16 protein-coding genes are annotated in these 19,013 nt (G+C 68.8%); 3 read left to right on the top strand and 13 right to left on the bottom strand.

Annotated features, from left to right (window positions below; all coding sequences use genetic code 11):
- The first annotated feature begins 632 nt into the window (after positions 1–632).
- Complete coding sequence (locus G406_RS0123890) at positions 633–1,637, top strand: adenosine deaminase (RefSeq protein ID WP_028935708.1); 1,005 nt, start codon at positions 633–635, stop codon at positions 1,635–1,637.
- Between the two features lie 33 nt (positions 1,638–1,670).
- Complete coding sequence (locus G406_RS0123885) at positions 1,671–2,246, top strand: TetR/AcrR family transcriptional regulator (RefSeq protein ID WP_028935707.1); 576 nt, start codon at positions 1,671–1,673, stop codon at positions 2,244–2,246.
- 17 nt (positions 2,247–2,263) lie between these two features.
- On the opposite strand, the gene G406_RS0123880 is transcribed toward G406_RS0123885, so the two are convergent.
- Entirely contained in the window at positions 2,264–2,860 is a 597-nt protein-coding gene (locus tag G406_RS0123880; RefSeq protein ID WP_028935706.1) for a hypothetical protein, read from the bottom strand.
- A gap of 127 nt (positions 2,861–2,987) precedes the next feature.
- Between G406_RS0123880 and G406_RS0123875 the strand changes: the two genes are divergently transcribed.
- Complete coding sequence (locus tag G406_RS0123875) at positions 2,988–4,664, top strand: AMP-binding protein (protein ID WP_051342577.1); 1,677 nt, start codon at positions 2,988–2,990, stop codon at positions 4,662–4,664.
- On the opposite strand, the gene G406_RS0123870 is transcribed toward G406_RS0123875, so the two are convergent.
- The 12 genes from G406_RS0123870 to G406_RS0123815 all read right to left on the bottom strand — a co-directional run bounded on the left by G406_RS0123870 (position 4,619) and on the right by G406_RS0123815 (position 18,914).
- Positions 4,619–5,431: a PaaX family transcriptional regulator gene (locus G406_RS0123870; RefSeq protein ID WP_028935704.1), complete on the bottom strand. Its 813-nt coding sequence runs from the start codon at positions 5,429–5,431 to the stop codon at positions 4,619–4,621. The two genes, G406_RS0123875 and G406_RS0123870, sit on opposite strands and share 46 nt — an antisense overlap.
- A gap of 148 nt (positions 5,432–5,579) precedes the next feature.
- Entirely contained in the window at positions 5,580–5,804 is a 225-nt protein-coding gene (locus G406_RS0123865; RefSeq protein ID WP_028935703.1) for a hypothetical protein, read from the bottom strand.
- Positions 5,801–6,868 (bottom strand): peptidylprolyl isomerase, encoded by a 1,068-nt coding sequence (locus G406_RS49415; RefSeq protein ID WP_064743016.1) that lies wholly within the window; start codon positions 6,866–6,868, stop codon positions 5,801–5,803. The genes G406_RS0123865 and G406_RS49415 overlap by 4 nt, the downstream gene beginning before the upstream one ends.
- A complete protein-coding gene (locus G406_RS49410; RefSeq protein ID WP_245607204.1) occupies positions 6,868–9,144 on the bottom strand; it encodes an RND transporter family protein in 2,277 nt (758 codons plus the stop codon). Before G406_RS49410 ends, G406_RS49415 begins: the two co-directional genes overlap by 1 nt.
- A 53-nt stretch (positions 9,145–9,197) precedes the next feature.
- Positions 9,198–10,475: an MlaD family protein gene (locus G406_RS0123850; protein WP_028935702.1), complete on the bottom strand. Its 1,278-nt coding sequence runs from the start codon at positions 10,473–10,475 to the stop codon at positions 9,198–9,200.
- A complete protein-coding gene (locus G406_RS49405; protein WP_051342576.1) occupies positions 10,475–11,794 on the bottom strand; it encodes an MlaD family protein in 1,320 nt (439 codons plus the stop codon). The genes G406_RS0123850 and G406_RS49405 overlap by 1 nt, the downstream gene beginning before the upstream one ends.
- A complete protein-coding gene (locus tag G406_RS49400) occupies positions 11,791–13,287 on the bottom strand; it encodes an MlaD family protein (RefSeq protein ID WP_051342575.1) in 1,497 nt (498 codons plus the stop codon). The genes G406_RS49405 and G406_RS49400 overlap by 4 nt, the downstream gene beginning before the upstream one ends.
- Positions 13,284–14,612 carry an MlaD family protein gene (locus tag G406_RS0123835; RefSeq protein WP_051342816.1) on the bottom strand — a complete coding sequence of 443 codons (1,329 nt, stop codon included), beginning with the start codon at positions 14,610–14,612 and terminating at the stop codon, positions 13,284–13,286. Before G406_RS0123835 ends, G406_RS49400 begins: the two co-directional genes overlap by 4 nt.
- Before the next feature lie 15 nt (positions 14,613–14,627).
- Positions 14,628–16,049 carry an MlaD family protein gene (locus G406_RS0123830; RefSeq protein ID WP_028935700.1) on the bottom strand — a complete coding sequence of 474 codons (1,422 nt, stop codon included), beginning with the start codon at positions 16,047–16,049 and terminating at the stop codon, positions 14,628–14,630.
- On the bottom strand, positions 16,046–17,302 hold the full coding sequence (locus tag G406_RS0123825; protein ID WP_156935129.1) for an MlaD family protein: 1,257 nt from the start codon (positions 17,300–17,302) through the stop codon (positions 16,046–16,048). Before G406_RS0123825 ends, G406_RS0123830 begins: the two co-directional genes overlap by 4 nt.
- Entirely contained in the window at positions 17,303–18,103 is an 801-nt protein-coding gene (locus G406_RS0123820) for an ABC transporter ATP-binding protein (RefSeq protein WP_037078641.1), read from the bottom strand.
- A 127-nt stretch (positions 18,104–18,230) separates the two neighbouring features.
- Positions 18,231–18,914 carry an ABC transporter permease gene (locus G406_RS0123815; RefSeq protein ID WP_211241249.1) on the bottom strand — a complete coding sequence of 228 codons (684 nt, stop codon included), beginning with the start codon at positions 18,912–18,914 and terminating at the stop codon, positions 18,231–18,233.
- Positions 18,915–19,013: the final 99 nt, after the last annotated feature.

The raw sequence follows: 19,013 nt of genomic DNA, 5'->3' as shown, positions 1-19,013 counted from the left end.
TGGGGGCGCGGCGCAGCCGCGGCCAACAACAGCGCCGCAGGGCTTCCCCTTCCCCCGCGATCCTGGCCGGCACTTGGCGTAGCCAGGATCGCGGGAATGGGGGTGGTGCGTGTATGCCGCAGGTGGCTGCGCCCCACGCGATCACGCAGTCCCAGGACTCTCTGCGGACACTTTGGCCCCACCTCGCAGAGCTACGTGTTGCGTCGCACATGTTGGAACATGTGCGACGCGACATGAGCCTCTGCGAAGTCGCCCCGGGCGTTACGCGTGTGACTGGTGGGGTGATCTTGGAGCCCCGAGCACGCGCACACAACGAGCGCGGTGCACCCAGAGACCGTGGGGGCGCGGCGCAGCCGCGACCAACAACAGCGCCGCAGAGCTCCCCTTCCCCCGCGATCCTGGCTAAGCACTTGGCGTGGCCGCCCGCTGTCAACCCTGAAACCTCGCCCCCGAACTACGTGCAACCAGGAGCCTGCGCGAGGCCGGCGCCAGCCGGGGGTTGAGAGCGGGCGGCCACGCCAAGCACACTCGATGGCCAGCGGGGATGCCAGTGAACCCGACGAACCCCCAGCGCAACTGAGCTAGGATAAGTGAACCGAACAGTTCAGTTATGCTCAGCGCCAGGAGACCGCATGCCCTTCATCGACGCGCTACCCAAGGCGGAGCTGCACGTCCACCTGGAAGGCACCCTCGAGCCGGACGAGATGTTTCGCCTCGCCGCGCGCAATGGGATCACCCTGCCGTGGGCGTCGCCGGACGCGCTGCGTGCCCACTACTCGTTCACCGGGCTCGAGCACTTCCTGCCGCTGTACTTCGAGGGCTGCGCGGTGCTCCGTTCCCGCGAGGACTTCTACGATCTCACCGCCGCCTATCTACGCCGCGCCGCGAGCGAGAGCGTCCGGCGGGCGGAGATGTTCTTCGGGCCGCAGACCTTCCTCGACCGCCACATTCCCATCGTCGACCAGCTCGGCGGCATCCTCGATGCGATCGCCGACGCACGGTCGGACACGGGCACCGTCGGCGCCCTGATCGTCACCGCTCAGCGTCACCGCACCGAGGCGGCCGCGCTGGAGCTTCTCGACACCCTGCGTCCGTTCCGGGACTCGATCCTCGGCGTCGGGCTGGGCAGCGCCGAGAGGGGCAACCCACCGTCGAAGTTCGCCCGGTTCTTCGCCGCCGCGCGCGCGGAGGGTTACCGACTGACCTGTCACGCGGGCGAGGAAGGGCCGCCGTCCTACATCCGGGAGGCGCTGGACCTGTGCGGGGTCGAGCGCATCGACCACGGTTACACCGCCGTGCGGGATCCCGGTCTCGTGGCCCGGCTGGCCGACGACGGGATTCCGCTGACCATGTGCCCGCTGTCGAACCTGCGCCTGCGGGTGACCGCCGACCTCAGCACCTACCCGGTCACGGACTTCATGCGGGCCGGAGTGCTCGTCACCGTCAACTCCGACGACCCGCCCTACTTCGGCGGCTACGTCAACGACAACTACACCGCGCTGCAGCAGCACCTCGGCCTCGGCTCAGGAGAGCTGGCGGCCCTGGCGCGCAACAGCTTCCTCGGCTCGTTCGCCGACCGCTCCGAGGTCGACCGCGCGCTGGCGGCGGTGACGGCGCACGAGGCGACGGTGGCGTGACCGGTTCCACGGGTGCGGATAGCATCTCCGGCCGTGGCTAGCGGTCCGTCGGAACGTGCTCGGCTTCTGGGTCTGGCCCGCGACTACATCCTCGAGCACGGCGTCGTCGATCTCTCGCTCAGCCGGCTCGCCCGCGGCATCGGTTCCAACAACCGGATGTTGCTCTACCACTTCACGTCCCTCGACCAGATCGTCGGTGCGGCGATCGACGAGATTCTCGACCGGGGTGTCTTCGTGGCGAAGCTGACGGAACTCATGCTCGCCGAGAGGTCGTCCGGGGAACGGATCGCGGCGGCCTGGCGGCACATCTCGAACCCCGAGCGGCTCCCGCACCTGAGGCTGTTCTTCGCCCGTTTCGGCATGGCCGCCGACCGACCCGACCGCTTCGGCCCGTTCCTGGAACGGACGCGGACCGAATGGACCGAGGCCGTCGCGGGCGCGCTCGCCGACGACGATCGGATTCCGGACCCTCGACAGACCGCGACGGCGATCGTCAGCGTGTGGCGCGGGCTGCAGATCCTGCTCATCGCGGGTGAGCCGAGATCCGCGGTCGACTCGTCGCACACGCTTGCGATGAAGGCGATACTTCACCCGTATCCAGGCACCTGATCCACGATCGAAGAACCTCAGGTCTGCAGCGACCTCGCCGCGACGACGCTGTAGAAGTCGATACCGACGAACGTCAGGCCATCGACCTGGCGCGCGGCTCTGGCACGCAGCTGGCCACCGGTCAGCCAGAACCCGCGCGCCGAGCCGTCGTCCGTCCACGTGGTGGCGACGATGCCCCGCCCACGGGCGGGGTCGAACATGAGCTGAACGCCGCACAACCCGTCCGCCGTCCTGGTTTCGGACACCATGTCGGCCCCGATCAACAGCTCGACCACCTCGGCCGGGCATTCGAAGCGCGAGAGCTCCAGCAGGGCGCCCGGCCGGGCGTCGGTGCGCTGGACCTCCAGCAGCACCTCATAGTCCTCCGAGTAAGCGCCATCCTCGACGAACTCCGAACGTACGGTCGACAGCAACTCGTCGGAGGCGTTCATCGCATCGGCGTCGACCCAGAACGCCGCGTCCAGCGCCCTGCCGTACCCGGCGGCAACGGCAGTGGTGAAACCCCTGCTACCCGGTGCCGCTTCCACTTTCGGGCGCACGACGGTCTCCGCGAAGCGGACGGCGTCCTGAACATCCGCGCTGTGCCCGATGACCGTGGTCAGTCGCACAAACATCCGGTAGCCCCCTTGCCCCACCTCAGGTACTCTCCTGACCAATAGTAGAGCATTAGACCATTATTCCTTGGATGGGTCGCAGCAGGCTACTCATCCCACCGCAGCCCTATCGCTCGGGAGGCACGCAATGACGTGTGTCCGACCAGGACCGATCGGCCCTCACAGCATCGACTCCTACCTGCCGGCCGACCGGAGAGAACCGCTCGTCGAGGCCACGATCGGCGACCTGCTGCGACGCCACGCACGCTCGGTGCCCGATCGGGTCGCGCTGATCGAGGCCGCACCGGACCCCATGACCAGACGCTCATGGACCTATGCGCAGCTCTTCGACTCCGCCACCAGGGTGGCGTCCGACCTGCTCGACAGGTTCGAGCCGGGCGACCGGGTCGCGGTCTGGGCCGCGAACCACGCCGAGTGGATCCTGCTACAACAGGGCTGCGCCCTCGCCGGAATCGTGCTGGTCACGATCAACCCGGCATTCCTCGAGACCGAGGCCGGCTACGTGCTGCGTCAGTCCCGCGCCCGAGGCCTGTTCCACGACTCCAGCTATCGGGGCCACTCCATCGCCGACACGGTGACCGAGCTGTCGCCCCGGCTTCCCGACCTGCAGCACACGGTCTGCTTCGACGACTGGGCCGGATTCCACACGACGGCCAGTACCACCTGTGCGCTGCCCGTGGTGAAGCCCGGCGACCCGCTGCAGATTCAGTACACCTCCGGTACTACCGGCGCGGCCAAGGGCGCGGTGCTCCATCACCGGGGCGTCCTCAACGCAGCCCGGTTCACCGCCGTCGGCTGCCGGTTCCAGGCCGGCGAGACCTGGGCGAACGCCATGCCGATGTTCCACATCGGAGGCGTGCTCACCGCGACCGCCACGTTCGCGCTCGCCGGCTGTTACGTCCTTGCGCCGGGCTTCGACGCGGCCCACATGATCGAGCTGGTCGAGACCCACCACGCCACGATCACGCTGCTCGTACCGACCATGCTCACCGCGCTGCTCGACCATCCCGACCACGAGACCAGGGACCTGTCGAGCCTGCGAACGGTCCTGTCCGGCGCATCCCAGGTGCCCGCCGAGCTCGTCCGGCGGACCCGGGCGGCGCTCGGCTGCGCCGTCACCATCGTGTTCGGTCAGACCGAGCTGCACGGCATCCTCACCCAGACCAGCACCGAGGACACGCCCGAGGACCAGTCCGGCACCATCGGCCGGCCGCTCCCCCACGTCGAGGTGAAGATCGTCGATCCGGCCACCGGGGAGACGTTGCCCCGGGGCGAACCGGGTGAGCTCTGCGCACGCGGCTACCAGACCATGATCGGCTACTTCGACCTGCCGCACGACTCCGCCGCCACCCTGGAATCCGACGGCTGGCTGCGCACCGGCGATCTCGCCGCGATCGACGAACGCGGATATCTGACCATCACCGGGCGACTCCGAGACATGATCATCCGAGGCGGCGTCAACATCTACCCCCGGGAGATCGAGGATGTGCTGATCGCTCACCCCGGGGTCGCGGAGGCAGCCGTGGTCGCGGTACCCGACGACTACTGGGGCGAACGTATCGCCGCGATCGTGCGGCCCGTCGATCCGAGCGTGCCGGTCGAGCCCGACGAGCTGCGCGAGCACTGCCGCGCACACCTGGCCCGGTTCAAGTCGCCGACGGACTGGTACTTCACCGACGCACTGCCCACGACCGCGACCGGCAAGGTTCAGAAGTTCCGGCTACGCAAGGCGATCGCCGACGGCAGCCTGCGATGCGGTCACGTCGGCGACGTCGCGGCCGCGACCTGTAGCCAGCGCAGCTGAGCGGTCTCGTACCACTCGGCCCGGCGACGCTGGATCATGGCGACCGCACTCCTGCCGATCCAGCCGGGAAGCAGCTCGTCCGGCAGCTGCGGGTCGAGGAAGGGCAGTCGCTGGAGCTGGCTCACCAGCTCCACGTGCGCGAACAGTGTCGCGTCGCCCGGCCCGGGTCGTGCGTCGCGGTAACGGTCGAGCAGTTCTCGATAGACCTCGGCTACGTCGTCGAGCGCCCACGCCCGCGCCACGATGTCGTCGGTCTTCAACCCCACCGCCAGCGCCTGACCGGTGAAGGTCAGCGTCGATCCGGTCAGATCGAGATCGTTGATCACCTGCTCGGCCTCGGCGATCCGCTCCGGGTGCGGGCTCAGCCACACGCCGGGGGTCGGATTGCCGAACCCGACCCAACTCAGCGCGCTGTACAGCTTCTTGCGTACCGCGCTCTGCGACTTCGGCACGCTGACCAGCAGGATCAACCAGTCGCCGTGCCACGGCTCGTCGCGGTCCTGCAGCGAGTAGACCCGCTTCATGCCGTCCTCGATGAGCCGTTTGACGCTGGGACTGAGCTGCCAGCGCACCTCACGGCCGTGTTTCTCCCCGGTCAGCCATCCGGCGGAGGCGCTGCGGGCGATCGTCTGACGCGCGGTCTGTTCCTCGACGCCGAGCCCGGTCATGACGTGCAGCAACGACGCCGTCCAGACAGGCTGACCGTTGGGGTAGACCAGCTCGCCCAGGATGGTCAGCAGGAGCGACCGCGCGCTCCCCGAGGACACGACCGACCGGACTGTGCGCCCCGGCGGGGCACCTCCGTCGGCAGCCCTGTGCGCAGACTGACCGTTCACCATTTCCAGATCACATCATGCGCCACTCCGTGATCAGCATTGAGGGGTGGGTGAACCGCTATTCTGAAGCCCGCCCTCTTCACCCGGACAATGATTCCCACGCGAAGTGCGCAATTGCCAATACAACCAGGAATCCGCCGCTGAACTGGATCAATCGTGCGCTTCGCCGCATCTGACGCGCTTTCTTGGCCTTACCGTAGGCGGAGAACCCCGGCGGCACGAGATTGTCGGCATTGCGCAATCCCCACGCGCCGAAGGCGTACATCCCGAGGGCGAGCACACACGCGCTCAGAATGGGGATCATCCTGCCGGCTCCGGCTCCGGCCGGGCACCGGGTACCGGCTGCATCGAGGTGGCCGGCGGCGCGCCCGGATCGGCGGGGCGGTAGTCGTCGGCGTAACGGACGTCGGCATCCTCGACCTGCCTGCTCAACCACGCGTTCCAGGTCTGCGCGATGCGCAGGTCGCGCACCGTGCCCACCACCTCGTCGCGGGCCTGCTCGTAGGTTCTGGGGACCGAGGGGCGCACCTCGTCGACGCGCCCGACGTTCCACCCGGAGCTGGTCTGCACCGGGCCGAACACCGAGCCGGGCGGAGCCTGGAAGGCCGCGTCGCGGTAGCCGGGTTCGAGCTGGTCGCCGGTGAGGACACCCAGGTCACCCTGGGTGTCGCGGGTCGCGCGATCCAGCGAGCTCTCGGTCACCAGAGCGGCGAAGTCGGTGCCCTCGCGAGCGCGCTGCGCCACCTGGTCGGCCTGCGCCCTGGTCCGCACGACGATGTTGCGCAGGTGCCGCTGCTCGGGCACCGCGAGCTCGGCGGCGTGCTCGGTGAAGTAGCGCTGGTAGTCGGCTTCGCCGAGCTCCTTGACCGGCCCGCCGACGACCTGGCCGATCAGGGTCGCGCTGCGGATCTGCCGCCGGATCTCGTCGAGCACGTCGGGCCGGGAGGCACCGGTCTCGCTCAGCAGCCGGATGAAACTGTCCTCACCGGGCGGGTTGAGGCCGGCGACCAGCTCGTTCAGCCTCGCCTGGACCGCCTGCTCGCTGACCTCGATCCCCCGTTGCCGCGCCGCGTGATCGATCACCGAGGTCAGCACGACCATCTTGGCGGCATCCCGGCGGAACCGGTCCTGCTGCGCCGGGTCCTCCGGCTGCTGGATGCCGTACAGGGCACCGAGCATCTTGATCCGCCCGGCAAGCTCGGTTCTGGTCGTCACCACCCCGTCGGCGCGGAACGCCGCGTCGGAGGGCAGCGCGGTGACCCAGGCGCTCACCCCGGCGACCAGGCCGATCGCGACCAGCGGCGCGACGACCGCGAGGACCAACCGGGCCCACATCGGTTGCAGGGCGCGGAGCACTCGTTCCCTCATCACACCGTCTCCAGCGAAGTCTTCGGCGTCACGTGCTCGGGTTCGGCGACCGGGGCCGGCTCGGGCAACATTCTGACGACCAGGTGCGCGGCGAGCAGGGACAGCCCGACCGTCGCCGCGAGCAGCAGGCCGAAGTCCCGGATCACCGACAGCGTCGAGACCGCGAGCGCGAGGTAGCCCAGCGAGGCGGCCAGGGCGGCGACCAGGACCGTACGTCGCAGCCGAGCCACACCGGCACCCGAGGCGTACCCGAGCAGCACGGTGAACTCGCACGCGGTGGCGGTGGTCAGCGAACCCAGCGCGACGCTCAACGGACTGAGGTCGATTCCGAGCACCCAGATTCCGGCCAGCCCCCACCCAGTCGCCAGCCCCGCGGCCAGGACCGCCCGGCCCGCGACCCTGCGCGAGCGCAGACCGAGCAGCAGCACCAGACCGGCCGCCGCGATACCGACGAGGTTGGTCAGGTAGCGGCCCTGTGAGACGAGCTCGAAACCTCGGGCGGCGGCGACCGGCAGCCCCACGACGTCGACCGTCATGCCAGCCGGTGGAGGCGGTAGGCCGGCCCGCATGGAGTCCAGCAGCGCGCGCTGCCCGCCGAGATCCTGCAGCGACAGACCGAGGCTGATGACCGCCTGCTTGCCGTCGTCACTCAGTACGGATGCGGTGAGGTAGTGCGGCAGCAGTGACAACGCCGAGTTCAGCTGGTCCTGGGTCGGGCTCGGCCCGAGGAAGCGGAGCAGGTCGGGCAGGCTGACGATGGGCCGCAGGTCGCCACCGTGGTCGAGCACGACGCTGTCCTCCGCCTTGCGCATCCAGGCCAGCGCCTCCGGTGTCGCCACCGCGCCGTCTGTCGCGCCGCGCAGCATGATCTCGACCTCGCCGGACGAGCCGAGGACGTCCTCGACATGCGCGGCGTCGTCCATCGAGGCGAGCCCGGCGGCGAGCCGGTCCGGCCGGGCCTCGATCGGGATGCTCGGCAGGACCAGCCAGCCGACCGCCGCCACGGCCAGGGCGCCGCACAGCACCGTGATCCGCTTGCGGCGGGGCAGGGCAGGTCGCGTCTGTTCCTCGGCGGCGCGAGCGGGCTCCTCGGTCGGTGTGGTGACGAAGAACCGGCGCAGCGCCAGGGCGAGCCCCACCGCGAGCAGGACACCGACCGCGAGCGCGAGACCGAGGTCGCGCACGAACGGCAGCGGCGACAGCGCGAGCGACGCGAAGCCCAGCGCACTGGCCAGCGCGACGATCAGCACCCGGCGCCTCGGCATGCCGCCGTGCATCAGGTAGGCGGGGAAGTCGCTGCCGATGCCGATCACGATCGGCAGGAAGGTGATCACGCCCAGGGACAGCGGCCGGTCCAGCCAGCCGAACACCGACAGCGTCACCGCCGTCGCGCCCAGGGTCGACACCAGCGGCAGCAGGCGGTGCACGCGCCGCGCGGTCCACGACACGAGCAGGTAGCAGGCCGCGATCAACAGCACCGCCAGCGCCCCGAGCAGCGGAATCTCCCGCTGCACCGTGTCCCCCAGCTCGGCCGCGACCGCGGGACTGCCGCTGAACGTCAGCCGGCTGGTCTTCAGCCCGGACTGCTCGACGGCTGTCCGCGCCGCGTGCACCAGCGCCTGGGTGCCGTTCTGGTCCAGCCCTTCCCGAGGGCGCACCAGGATCGACACCGCATTCTGCGCGGGGATGACGAACTTCCACTGCGCTCGCGGCGCACCGGACTGGTCGAACACCAGCGCGTTCACGAAACCCGGGTTGCGCAACGTGGGCAGCCCGGCCGGTAGCCCCCTGACCAGCAGGGCCGCGTACCGCTGATCGAAGGCGGCCACCGCCGCCACACCGGCGGCGGTCACCGCCTCCTGGCTCGCCCCGCCGGCCAGCGCGTCCGCTTCGGCCGTCGCCTTGGTGGCGTCACGGCTACCGCTGATCGTGGCCAGCAGGTTCTGCGCGGACCCGGCCATCTGGTTGAGCACCGTGCCGGCCCCGTACACGACGGACACGTCCGGCAGCTTCGCCAGCTTGCCCTCCAGGTCGAGCAGCTTCGGCAGCTGCTCGCGCCCGAGCAGCTCCCTGGGCTCCGCCGACTCGGCGAGGATGACGATCGGGTCCCCGCCGAAGCGCTTCGCGGCCTCCTCGGTGGCCCGCAGAGCGGGGTCACCCGCCGGGAGGAAGGACGACACCGTGGTGTCGGCCTTCAGCCGGACCAGCCCCAGCACCGTGACGGCCGCGAGTGCGACCGCCACGGCGAGGGCGGCGATGAGTGCTCGCTTGTCCAAGCGGTCACGACCGGAGGTTGCAACCACCGAGCGCCGTGTCATCGAACAGAACATCAGTTGGGCAGCCGCTCCACTCGGGGGTACTTGCCGTTGAACGGACCGGGGTTCGCTCCCGCCAGCGGCTTCGGGTACGGGTTCTCGTAGGTCAGCACGCCGTAGGGCACCGGGGTCTGCAGCGACTTCTCGTCGATGCCCGGCATCAGCCGGATGTAGTTCGCACCCGACTCGTCGGTGTAGCCGGTGCCCGCGTTCAGGTTGACGATCCAGTTGGCGATGTCGTGACCGTAGGGCTGCATGTACTTCAGCATCGGGTCGACGTCACGCAGGATCGAGTGCGCCGGTCCCAGCACGTCCCGGATGTCGCTGTCGGTCGGCGAGATCCGCGTCAACGTGTCGGGTGCGGCGTCCAACGCGTCGTGCAACGGCGGGAGCAGGCCACGCAGGTCCTTCGTCACGTCCGGCAGCTGATCGAGCGAGTCGGACAGGAACGGCGCCGCCTCCTTCAGGTTCGACGCGACCGGGGCGAGTGCTCCGGACAGGTCCCTCAGGTCCGCGGCTGCCGTGGTGGCGCTGTCCAGCGTCGGCGGCAGCTCACGCATGCTGTCCCCGAGTGCCTTCTGCTGGCCGGCGGTCGCGCTGGTCAGCTCGTCGGCGTTGGTGACCAGGCTGGCGATCTGCCCGTCACCGGTGTTCAGCGCCTGCAGCACCGCGGTCGTCTCGCGGCCCAGCTGCTCCAGGTCGTCGGACTGCGCCGCGATCGCGTCGAGCGCGGTGTTGCCCGCCCTGCCGAGGTCCCCGAGCCCGGCCATCAGTCCACCCACGTCGTTCTGGGTGTCCTTGGTCGCCGCGCCCGCCGAGCGCAGCAGCTGGCCCAGGTTCTGCCGGGTCGGTGCATCAAGCGTCGCCAGCACGTCACGGACCTCGGTGCTGGAGTGCACCGCGTCGCGTGGGATCTCCGTCTCGGTGGGCAGCTCGGCGCCCCGGCCGTCGGTGATGTCCAGGTAGGCCTCACCGACCAGGGATCGGGCGCCGAGCCGGACCTGTGCGCCCTGGTGCAGCGGCGCGTACTTCGGCTGGATGGTGAACTCGATCTTCACCTCACCGTTCTCGTGGGTCACCGACCGCACCGTGCCGACCTGGATCCCGGCGATCTGCACCCGGTCGGCGCGGACCGAGTTGTCCACGTCCTTCATGTGGATGTAGCCGGTCCAGTCCGAGTAGTCGTACCCCGGGATCCGGATGCCGCTGCCGGTGAAGAGGTAGGCGAAGATCAGCAGCGACAGCCCGATGAATCCGAAGACCGTCAGGTACCGGGTGTTGAGGGCTCTCATCAGTTCGCTCCCGGAGGGTTGAGCAGCCCACCTGGGCTCGGGTTCGGTCGGTTGCCGTTCTCACCGGGTGACGGCGCGTAGAGGTTCGGTTTCTTCTGTGGGATCACGAAGTAGCCGGGCGGGGCGACGACGTGACCGCGAATGATCGTGGTCTGCGAGTCACCGGCACCGAACACCGACTTGGTGTTGTAGAAGAACGCCCTGAACTGCACCAGGTACGAGGTGAGCAGACCGGTGTCGCGGTCCAGCTTGTCGGTCGCCGGGAGCAGATCGTCCAGCGAGTGGTTGGCGTCGTTGATGAACGGCCGCAGGTCCGAGACCACCGAGCGCGCCTTGCCGACCACCGGCCCGAGCGCGTCCACGACATCGCCGATGTTGTCGGTGGTGTCCTGGAACCTGTCCAGCGCCTTGGGCAGATCTTCCGAGGCGTCCTTCAGGTTGTCCAGGGTCGGATTCAGCTGCTTGGTGAGCCGCTGCGTCCCGTCCAGCGCGTGGCGCAGCTCGTCGGTGAGGCCAGGCAGCTGTTGCAGGCTGGAACGCAGCGCGGCGTCGTTCGCCGCCAACGCGTCCAGCGTGGCCTGGGTGGAGTCGGCGAGCTGGGTGGTGCGCTCGTTGTTCTCCCCGACCGCGCCGGAGATCTCCGACATCGCCGAGACCAGCTGGGCGATCTTGTCCCGGCGGGTCTGCAGTGCCGCGACCACCGGCTGCAGGTGCACGGTCGTGTCGGTGGCCGCGTTGAGGCCGCCGGGCAGCTCCGTCTGTGCCCTCGCCAGCGCCACGTCCGACTCGGCGAGCATGTCGTGCAGACCCTGCTGCGCCTTGTCGTCCAGGTTCTGCAGCACCTCGTCCGCCTGGATCGGCCGGATCGTCTGGCTGGCCGGGATGACCTGGCCGTCGCGCAGCAGCTGACCGGGAGGACCGCCGGGGTTGATCTCGACGTTCATCTCGTTGAGCGGGTTCTTCGGCCGCAGGATCAGCCGCGCGTTGTCGTAGACCTGCGGCTTGCCCTGCACGTCCAGGCTCAGCACCGCCGTGCCGTGGTCGGTCAGCTCCGAGCCGGTGATCCGGCCGACCTTGACGCCGGCGATCGTCACCGAGGTCGAAGCCTCGGGGTTCGCGCCGGGAACCGAGCTGAACTCCGCCTTGACCACCGTGTGATCGGCCCACGGCGCGATCGGGGTCAGCTGCGTCTGGATGACCACAGCGGCCACCACACCCATGACGACGAGGAAGGTGAGGGCGGCGACGTCCCGGCCCAGACCCGGAACCGTCCGGATCCGCTCCCATTGGAGCGCGAGGTCGAACTTCTTCCCGCTCACTTGTTCCCTCCCAGCCCACCGGGCAGCAGCAGGTTCGCATCACCCGGTGCCGACTGGCTGCCGTGCGACTTCTGCGGCGGTACCAGCGGCGGCGGGTTGGGGTGCGGCGGCGGTGTCGGCGCCGGCTTCTGTCCCTTGGGCGTCGCGTCCTGCGGGCCGATCGGCTTCGCCAACCCGCCTGCCTCCAGGTCCTGCTCCAGCGTCCTGGGGAACTGGCTGCCACCGGTCAGTGTGTTGCCACCGATACCGGCCATCAGCCTTCCCCAGCCGCCGTTGCGACCGTGGTGCATCCACACCTGGTCGGTGACCGCGTTGAAGTAGGCGATCTCCTCGTACAGCTTGTGGTCGTTGCCACCGCCGGCGTAGGCGCCGGTGCCGTGCCACGGGCTGTTCAGTGCGTCGATGATCGGCCCGTTCAGCCGGTCCAGCACGGGGCCACGCAGGTCCTCGAGCAGATCGGTCGCCTTGTCCGCGGTCGGGACCAGGTCCTGGACCAGTGGCTTGGCGTCTTCCAGGACGTCCCGCAGGTCGCTGACGACCGGCCGGGCGCGGTGCAGCACCGGGTCGAGCTTCTCCAGGAACGGGTCCAGCTCCCGCGCCGACTCCCGGAAGTCCGGTGCCGTGTCGGTGAGCTTGTCCAGCGTGGGTTGCAGGTCGATCATCCCGGCCCTGGTGGTCCGCAGGGTCTGCGGCAACGAGGCGAAGGACTGCGCGACCGGGCCACGCGCGGCCGCGAAGGTCGCCGACAGGGTGTGCAGGCCGTTGATGTTCGAGGCCAGCTGCCCGTCGCGTTTGGTGAAGTCGGCGGAGAAGTTCTCCAGACCGGCAACCAGCCTCGGCAGGTCGCGCTCCGGGTCGGTTCCCCGGGTGGCGTTCAGCACGACGCTCGCCGGCCGCAGCGTGTCCGGTGTCTCGTCGACGAGCTTGCGGATCGCGTCCTTGCCGCCCTGTTGCAGGGTGGCGTCGACTTGCTTGATCGCGGTCTGCATGCCCTTCTGGGCACTCGGGTCGATCGGGGTCAGCACCTGGTCCAGCTCGACCGGCACCGTGGTGCGGCCCAGCGGAATGTCACCCGAGAACCGACCGCCCCGGCCCGCCGTGGTGATCTCGATGTAGTAGATGCCGCCGACCACGAGGGTCGGGCGGATCGCCGCGGTCGGGTCGCTGCCCAGCTTCTCGATGACACCGTGGTCCAGCCGCATCGTCACCTTGGTGACGCCGTCGTCGGCGGTCTCGATGTCGGTGACCTCACCGACCTTCACCTCGGCGACCTTGACGACGCTCTTGTACGGCTGCAACCGGTACTGCCGGGAGAACGACGCGGTGATCATGTCGCCCGGGGTCAGGATCGATGCGATCTCGTCCTTCATGAACGCGCCGACACCGGCCAGCACCAGCAGGATCATCATCACGACGCCGAGAGCCTTCGGCGCGCCCTCCCAGCGGGAGGACTCGCCGTCCTCGGTCTGCTTCTTGCGCGGGATCAGTTTCACTTGTGATCACCCACGGGAACTCCGATGGCATCAGGGAGCACGCCGGTCATCCGTTTCTTGGCGGTATCGCCCGGTTTGGCATAGACCTGCTGGCGATAGTTCGGACCCGAGCCCACCACTCCGCTGGTGACGGTCCCCGCGTCCGCGATGATGTTCAGCCGGGCGAAGCGCTTGTTCGGCTCGGTTCCTTCACTGACGAAGCTGTTCAGCCGGACGATCATCTGGGCCAGCTCGGGTGCGTAGGGCTTGAGCACCTGCAGCGGGGTCTCCAGGTAGGCGATCGCATCGGTCACCCTGGGCACCACCGGCCGGGCGTCCGACACGGTGTCCGCGAGGTCGGAGACCTCGGGCTCGGCCTGGTCCGCGACGTCCGGGACCTGGTCGGCGACCGGGACACTGTCGCGCAGGAAGGCCCGCGCGTCCGGGGTCGCGTCCCCGAGGCTCTTCGCTCCCGGCTGCAGGTCGGTCATCGTCGCCTGAGTGTCGGCAAGCGGAGCGTTGAGCGAGTCCAGCGCGGGCCGGACGGTGCTCAACGTGCCGGGCGCCTTGTCCAGGGTGTCGGCGAGCGGCTTGCCGCCGTCCACCGACAGTGCCTGCATCGTCGCATCCACCCGCTGTTCGAGCGACGCGATGCGCGCCTCCCGCCCGTGCAGGCTGACCGACAGTGCGTCGCCGCTGCGCAGCACGTCCGGCAGGTCGAACCGCTGCGACGCGAGGTCGACCGACACCGTGCCGAGGTTCTTCAGCAGCGCCGGGGCCGACCCCAGAGCGGCCTGGAAGTCCTCGCCGTGGCCGACGAAGCCGCCACCGAACTGCCGCAGCGTCGTGCTCGTCGCGTCCCGGGTCGCCGGGTCGAAGATGTTGAGCACCTGGTTGAGGTCGGAGGAGTCGGTGTTGCCCTTGGCGGGCACCACCTTGTCGCCCAGCGGGCCCGCGTCCGGTGTGCCCGGGTTGAACTCGACGAACTTCGTGGCCAGCGCCGACACGTCCCAGATCTGGGCGGTCGCGTTGCCGTAGACCGGGCGCGTGCCGTCGATCTCCAGGGTGATCAGCGCATCGTTACCGGTGATGGACTGTTCGCTGACCCGGCCGATCCGCCTGCTGTTCTCCCGCACGTCGTCGTTGACCCGCAGCGAGTGCACGTTGCCGAACGAGACCTTGACCATGGTCTTCGGGGTGAACGGAAGTCCGGTCTGTGACTTGAACGTCAGGTAGAGCAGGACCGCGAGGACCCCGAAGACCAGCAGGCCCGCGAGCACCGAGCGGTACAGGGTGCGCTGCTCCGGGGTGGTTCCCCCCGGATCCGGGCCACCTTGTTCGAGCATTCTGTTCACCATGGCTCAGTGACCCCCGCCCAGGAGTTGGTCCATCATGTTGTTCTCCTGCCCCGGGGTGAGCCCGGTCGCTCCGTCTTTCTTGGCGGGTCCGCCGTGGGCGCCCTGACCGGACGACGAGGTGTCGGGGTCACCGGGGCGTTCCGCCGAGTTCGGCGGGGTCAGCGGCTTGCCCAGCTCGTCGAAGCGCGGCTTCGGCGGTCCGACCGGCAGCGGAACCGACGGCACCGGCGCCACCGGGGCGTTCGGTACCGGCCCGGCACCCAGCTGGCCGACGGTCTTCGGGGTGTTCGGCAGGATCGCCTTGAAGTAGTGGCTGACCGAGTCGTAGTCGCTCGTCGCCAGCGTCCAGCCCTTGAGCAGCTCCATCAGGTTGGAGAACCGCAGGTCGAGCGCGTTGATGACGAGGCCGTTCGCCCCGTCGGAGACGCCGCGCAGGTCTCCACCCACGTGATGCAGCTGCTCGGCGACCGGTCGTGCCTCGTCGAGGAGCCGCTGTGCCTTGTCCAGCACCGGCGGCAGCGAGGCCAGCGCGGGGTCCGCCGCGTCGGAGAACCGCCGCAGCTCACCGCTGATGTCCTTGAGGTCGTCGGTGGTCGGCCGGATCGACTCCAGGGTGTTCGCCGTCGGGTCGGACACCCCCGCAACCTGGGCGAGCGTCCGTCGCGCGCTGGCGATGGAGCTGGGCAGCTGCGCGAGTGTGTCGCGCAGTGCCTGCTGCCGGGAGGCGACGACGGACAGCGTCTGGGTGGTGGAGCCCACCAGGTGATCGAGTCGCTGGCCCTTGTCCGCCGCGACCGCCGCCGCGACCGGGGACGCGTTGTCCACCAGCCGGTTGAGCAGCGCGTTCTGCTGGTTGAGGATGCCGACCAGCTGGTCGGTTTGGTGCAGCGCGGGCTGCAGCGCGGAGATCGCCGAGGCGGTCTTCTCGCCGTTGCCGTGCAGTCCCTGACCGGTCGTGCTGATCATCCCGGCCAGCGCGACGCTCGTCGGGGTGTCGACCGAGTTGAGCACTTCCTGCAGGTCGACGTCGCGGTTGGTCTGCGGCGTCGGGATCTCGGCCGGCTGGCCCATGAGCGGCGCGCCCGCGCTGCCCCGGTCCAGCGCGATGTAGCGCTCACCGAGAAGGTCCTGGGTGGTGATGGTCGCCTTCGCGTCGGTGTGCAGCGGCAGTACCTCGGTCTTGACGTCCATGACGACCTTGGCCATGCCGTTGTCGAGCCGGATGTCGCTGATCGAGCCGACCGCGACACCTGCGATCTTCACCTCGTTCCCGATCTGCATCGGGAACGCGTCCTTGAACTGGGCCGAAATCTGAACGTTCTTGTTGTCCCCGGTGTTCATGACGACCCCGGCGATCGCGCCGACCACCAGTACGGCCACCACGATCCCGACGAATCGGATCAGTCCTGATCGTTTCCCGCTCATCGCTCACCACCGCCGGCCGCGTCCACTGTTGCGTCCTCCCAGGGTTGGCCCACCGCTTCACCCGGCTTGGGTTCGGCGCGGGGCTGCGATCCGGGCAGGTTGGGCCCGACCTTCTCGTTGAATGCGTTGCTGCCCGGAGCCAACAGGCCGGCCCACACGTGGCCTTGGGAGTCGTAGTGCGAGAACGCCATGCCCCAGCCGGTGATCCAGCCGATGAACTCCGGTGTGTAGGGCCGCAGGAACGCGGCGCCCGGGCCGTACTTGCCGGCCATGTCGGTCAGCGTCGGCAGGTCGTCGCGCGCCGTGTCCAGCAGGTCCGGTGTCTGGTGCAGCAGGTCCCGCAGCGCCTCGACCGTCGGCCGCAGATCCTTGACCGAGGGCCGGAGGTCCTCCAGCAGCGGGCTCAGGTTCCTGGCGACCGAGGGCAACCTGTCGGTCGCCGGCTCCAGGTCGTGCAGCAGCGGGACGGTCGCCTCGACGGCCGGGTGCACCTTGTCCAATGTGTCGCGCGTCGCCCGCAGGGTGGAGGGCAGCTCGGCAAGCCCGGCGTTCAGCTGACGCTGCTGCGCCGCCGTGGTGCCGGTGAACGCGGTGAGGTCACCGATGACGCCGCGCAGCTGGGCCTGCCGGTCCGACGCCACCGACATCACCTCGTGCAGCTCCTTGACCAGCGCCTTGATCGCCGGCCCGTCCTTGCCGACTCCGGCCAGCACGTCGCCGAGCGCCTGGACGGTCGGTCCGGCGGTCTTCAACGTCTGGTTCAGCTCGGGTTCCTTGCCGGTCACCGTGCCGTTGAGCTGGGCGAACGCCGAGCTCAACCGGTCGCGGGTCGGCTTGTCCAGCGCCGCGAGCACCTGATCGACCTCGATCTGGCCCGCCTGGGCCTGGTAGAGGGAGCCGCTCGGGATCGCCGCGTTGTTCGCCGGTCCCGGCATGATCGTCAGGAAGCGCTCACCGAGCGCGGAGAACCACTCCACGCGCGACGTGGTGCCCTCGTGCAGCGGCACGGCCGAACCGGAGATGCTGACGGTGGCGACGGCCTTGCCGTCCTGCACCGCGAGCTCGGTGATCCGTCCCACCTGCTGTCCGCTGATCAGCACCGGCGCACCTTCCGGCAGCTGGGCGGCAGAGGGCAGGACGAACTTGAGTTGGTATCCGCTCTGCGCGGAGAACAGTGCCCAGCCCCCGATGAGGGCCACCACCGCGATCACCGCGCCGACCAGCATGCGGCCTCGGGTCAGTCCCTGGCTCATCTAGTCCATCCCCAACGGTCCGGCCGGCTGACCGGACAGGAACTGGCGGACGAACGGGTCCGGCGAGTTGAAGGCCTCCTCGGACGGCCCGTAGTGCACGAGCTGTCCCTTCCAGAGCACGCCCACGTAGTCGCTGACCCGCCGCGCCGTCGAGATGTCGTGGGTGACCAGCACGTACGTGCCGCCGTGCTCCTCGTGCATCTTGAGGATCAGCTCGTTCAGCAGCGCGGTACGCACCGGGTCGAGGCCCGAGTCCGGCTCGTCGAACATGACGACGCTGGGGTTGAGCACCAGCGCCCTGGCGAATCCGGCGCGCTTCTTCATACCGCCGGACACCTCGCCGGGTGCCTTGTGGATGGCTTTGGCCAGACCGACCTCCTCGAGACGGGTCATGACGATGTCCCGAATCTCGCTCTCCCGCTTGTTGGTGTGCTTGCGCAGCGGGAACGCGACATTGTCGTAGATGTTCATCGAGCCGAACAGCGCGCCGTCCTGGAACAGCACGCCGAACTTCTTGCGCAGCTCCTGCCGCTCGACCTCGCTGATCTTCCAGATGTCCTGGTCGAAGACGATGACCTCACCGGCGTCCGGGGCGAGCAGGCCGACGATGTGCTTGAGCAGCACACTCTTGCCGGTACCGGACGGGCCCAGGATCGTGGTGACCGCGTCGTCCACGAAGTTCAGGTTCAGACCTTCGAGGACCTTGAAGTTGCCGAACGCCTTACGGACGTTCTTGACCTGCACGGTGTGCACTTCGTCTTCGGCGGCGACCAGGTTTCGCCCGCGCCCCTGGGCCGGCATCACCTGTGTGTCGCCGTCGCCGTCCTGGTCGGAATTCTGTCTCGGCCGGTGCCGACCCATGTCACCGTGGTTCCCTGATTCAGACAACGGTGTCCCTTTCTGACGAGTCTGGATATGTGGATCGGACTTAGTGCGCGATGGGCGCGCGCGCGAAACCACCGAAGAACAGTTGTTGGAAGATCGCCCCGACCACGCTCACGATGATCAGGTTGATGATCATCGATTTCGCGGTGTTCTTACCGACGCCGACCGGGCCGCCCTTGGCGGTGTAGCCGTAGTAACAGCCGACCAGCACGATCGAAAGGCCGATGACCGCACCCGCGGTGAGCGACAGCAGAATGTCGCGCTGAGTCAGGAACGACCAGAACACCGAGAGATAGCCACCCTTGGAGACGCTCTGGAAGACCGTCACGTTCAGGAAGTAGTTCACGATGTACATGAAGCCGGTGCTGGAGACGAACATGAACGGCGTGAAGATCACCATGGCGAGCACCCGTGTACCGACCAGGTAGGACATCGAGTCCAGCCCCATGACCTCCAGCGCGTCGATCTCCTCGCTGATCCGCATCGAGCCGATCTCCGCGACCAGGCCGCAACCGACCTTCGCGGACAGCACCCAGCCCCACATCTCCGGGGCCACCGTGTAGTCGGACACCGCCGCGAACAGCGCGGTATAGCTGCCGGCACCCAGCTGTTTGAGCAGGTAATGGCCCTCTAGAGAGATCTCCGCCGCGAGAATCCCCTCCATGAAGAGGATGATTCCGTAGCTGGAGAGAACCAGGATGCCGATCTGGCGGAAGATTTCCGACACATAGTTACGAACCCTGGGAAGAGTGCGCACGGTATGCACCGCGAACAGCGCGGCCTCTCCGACGTCACGAATGAGGGATTGTCCCTCACCATAACCGCC

Source organism: Actinospineispora spinosispora DSM 44797 (assembly GCF_000429025.1).
Classification (GTDB): Bacteria; Actinomycetota; Actinomycetes; order Mycobacteriales; family Pseudonocardiaceae; genus Pseudonocardia; species Pseudonocardia spinosispora.
The sequence above is the reverse complement of the archived record's forward strand: the minus strand, read 5'-3'. Positions and strand labels throughout refer to the sequence as shown.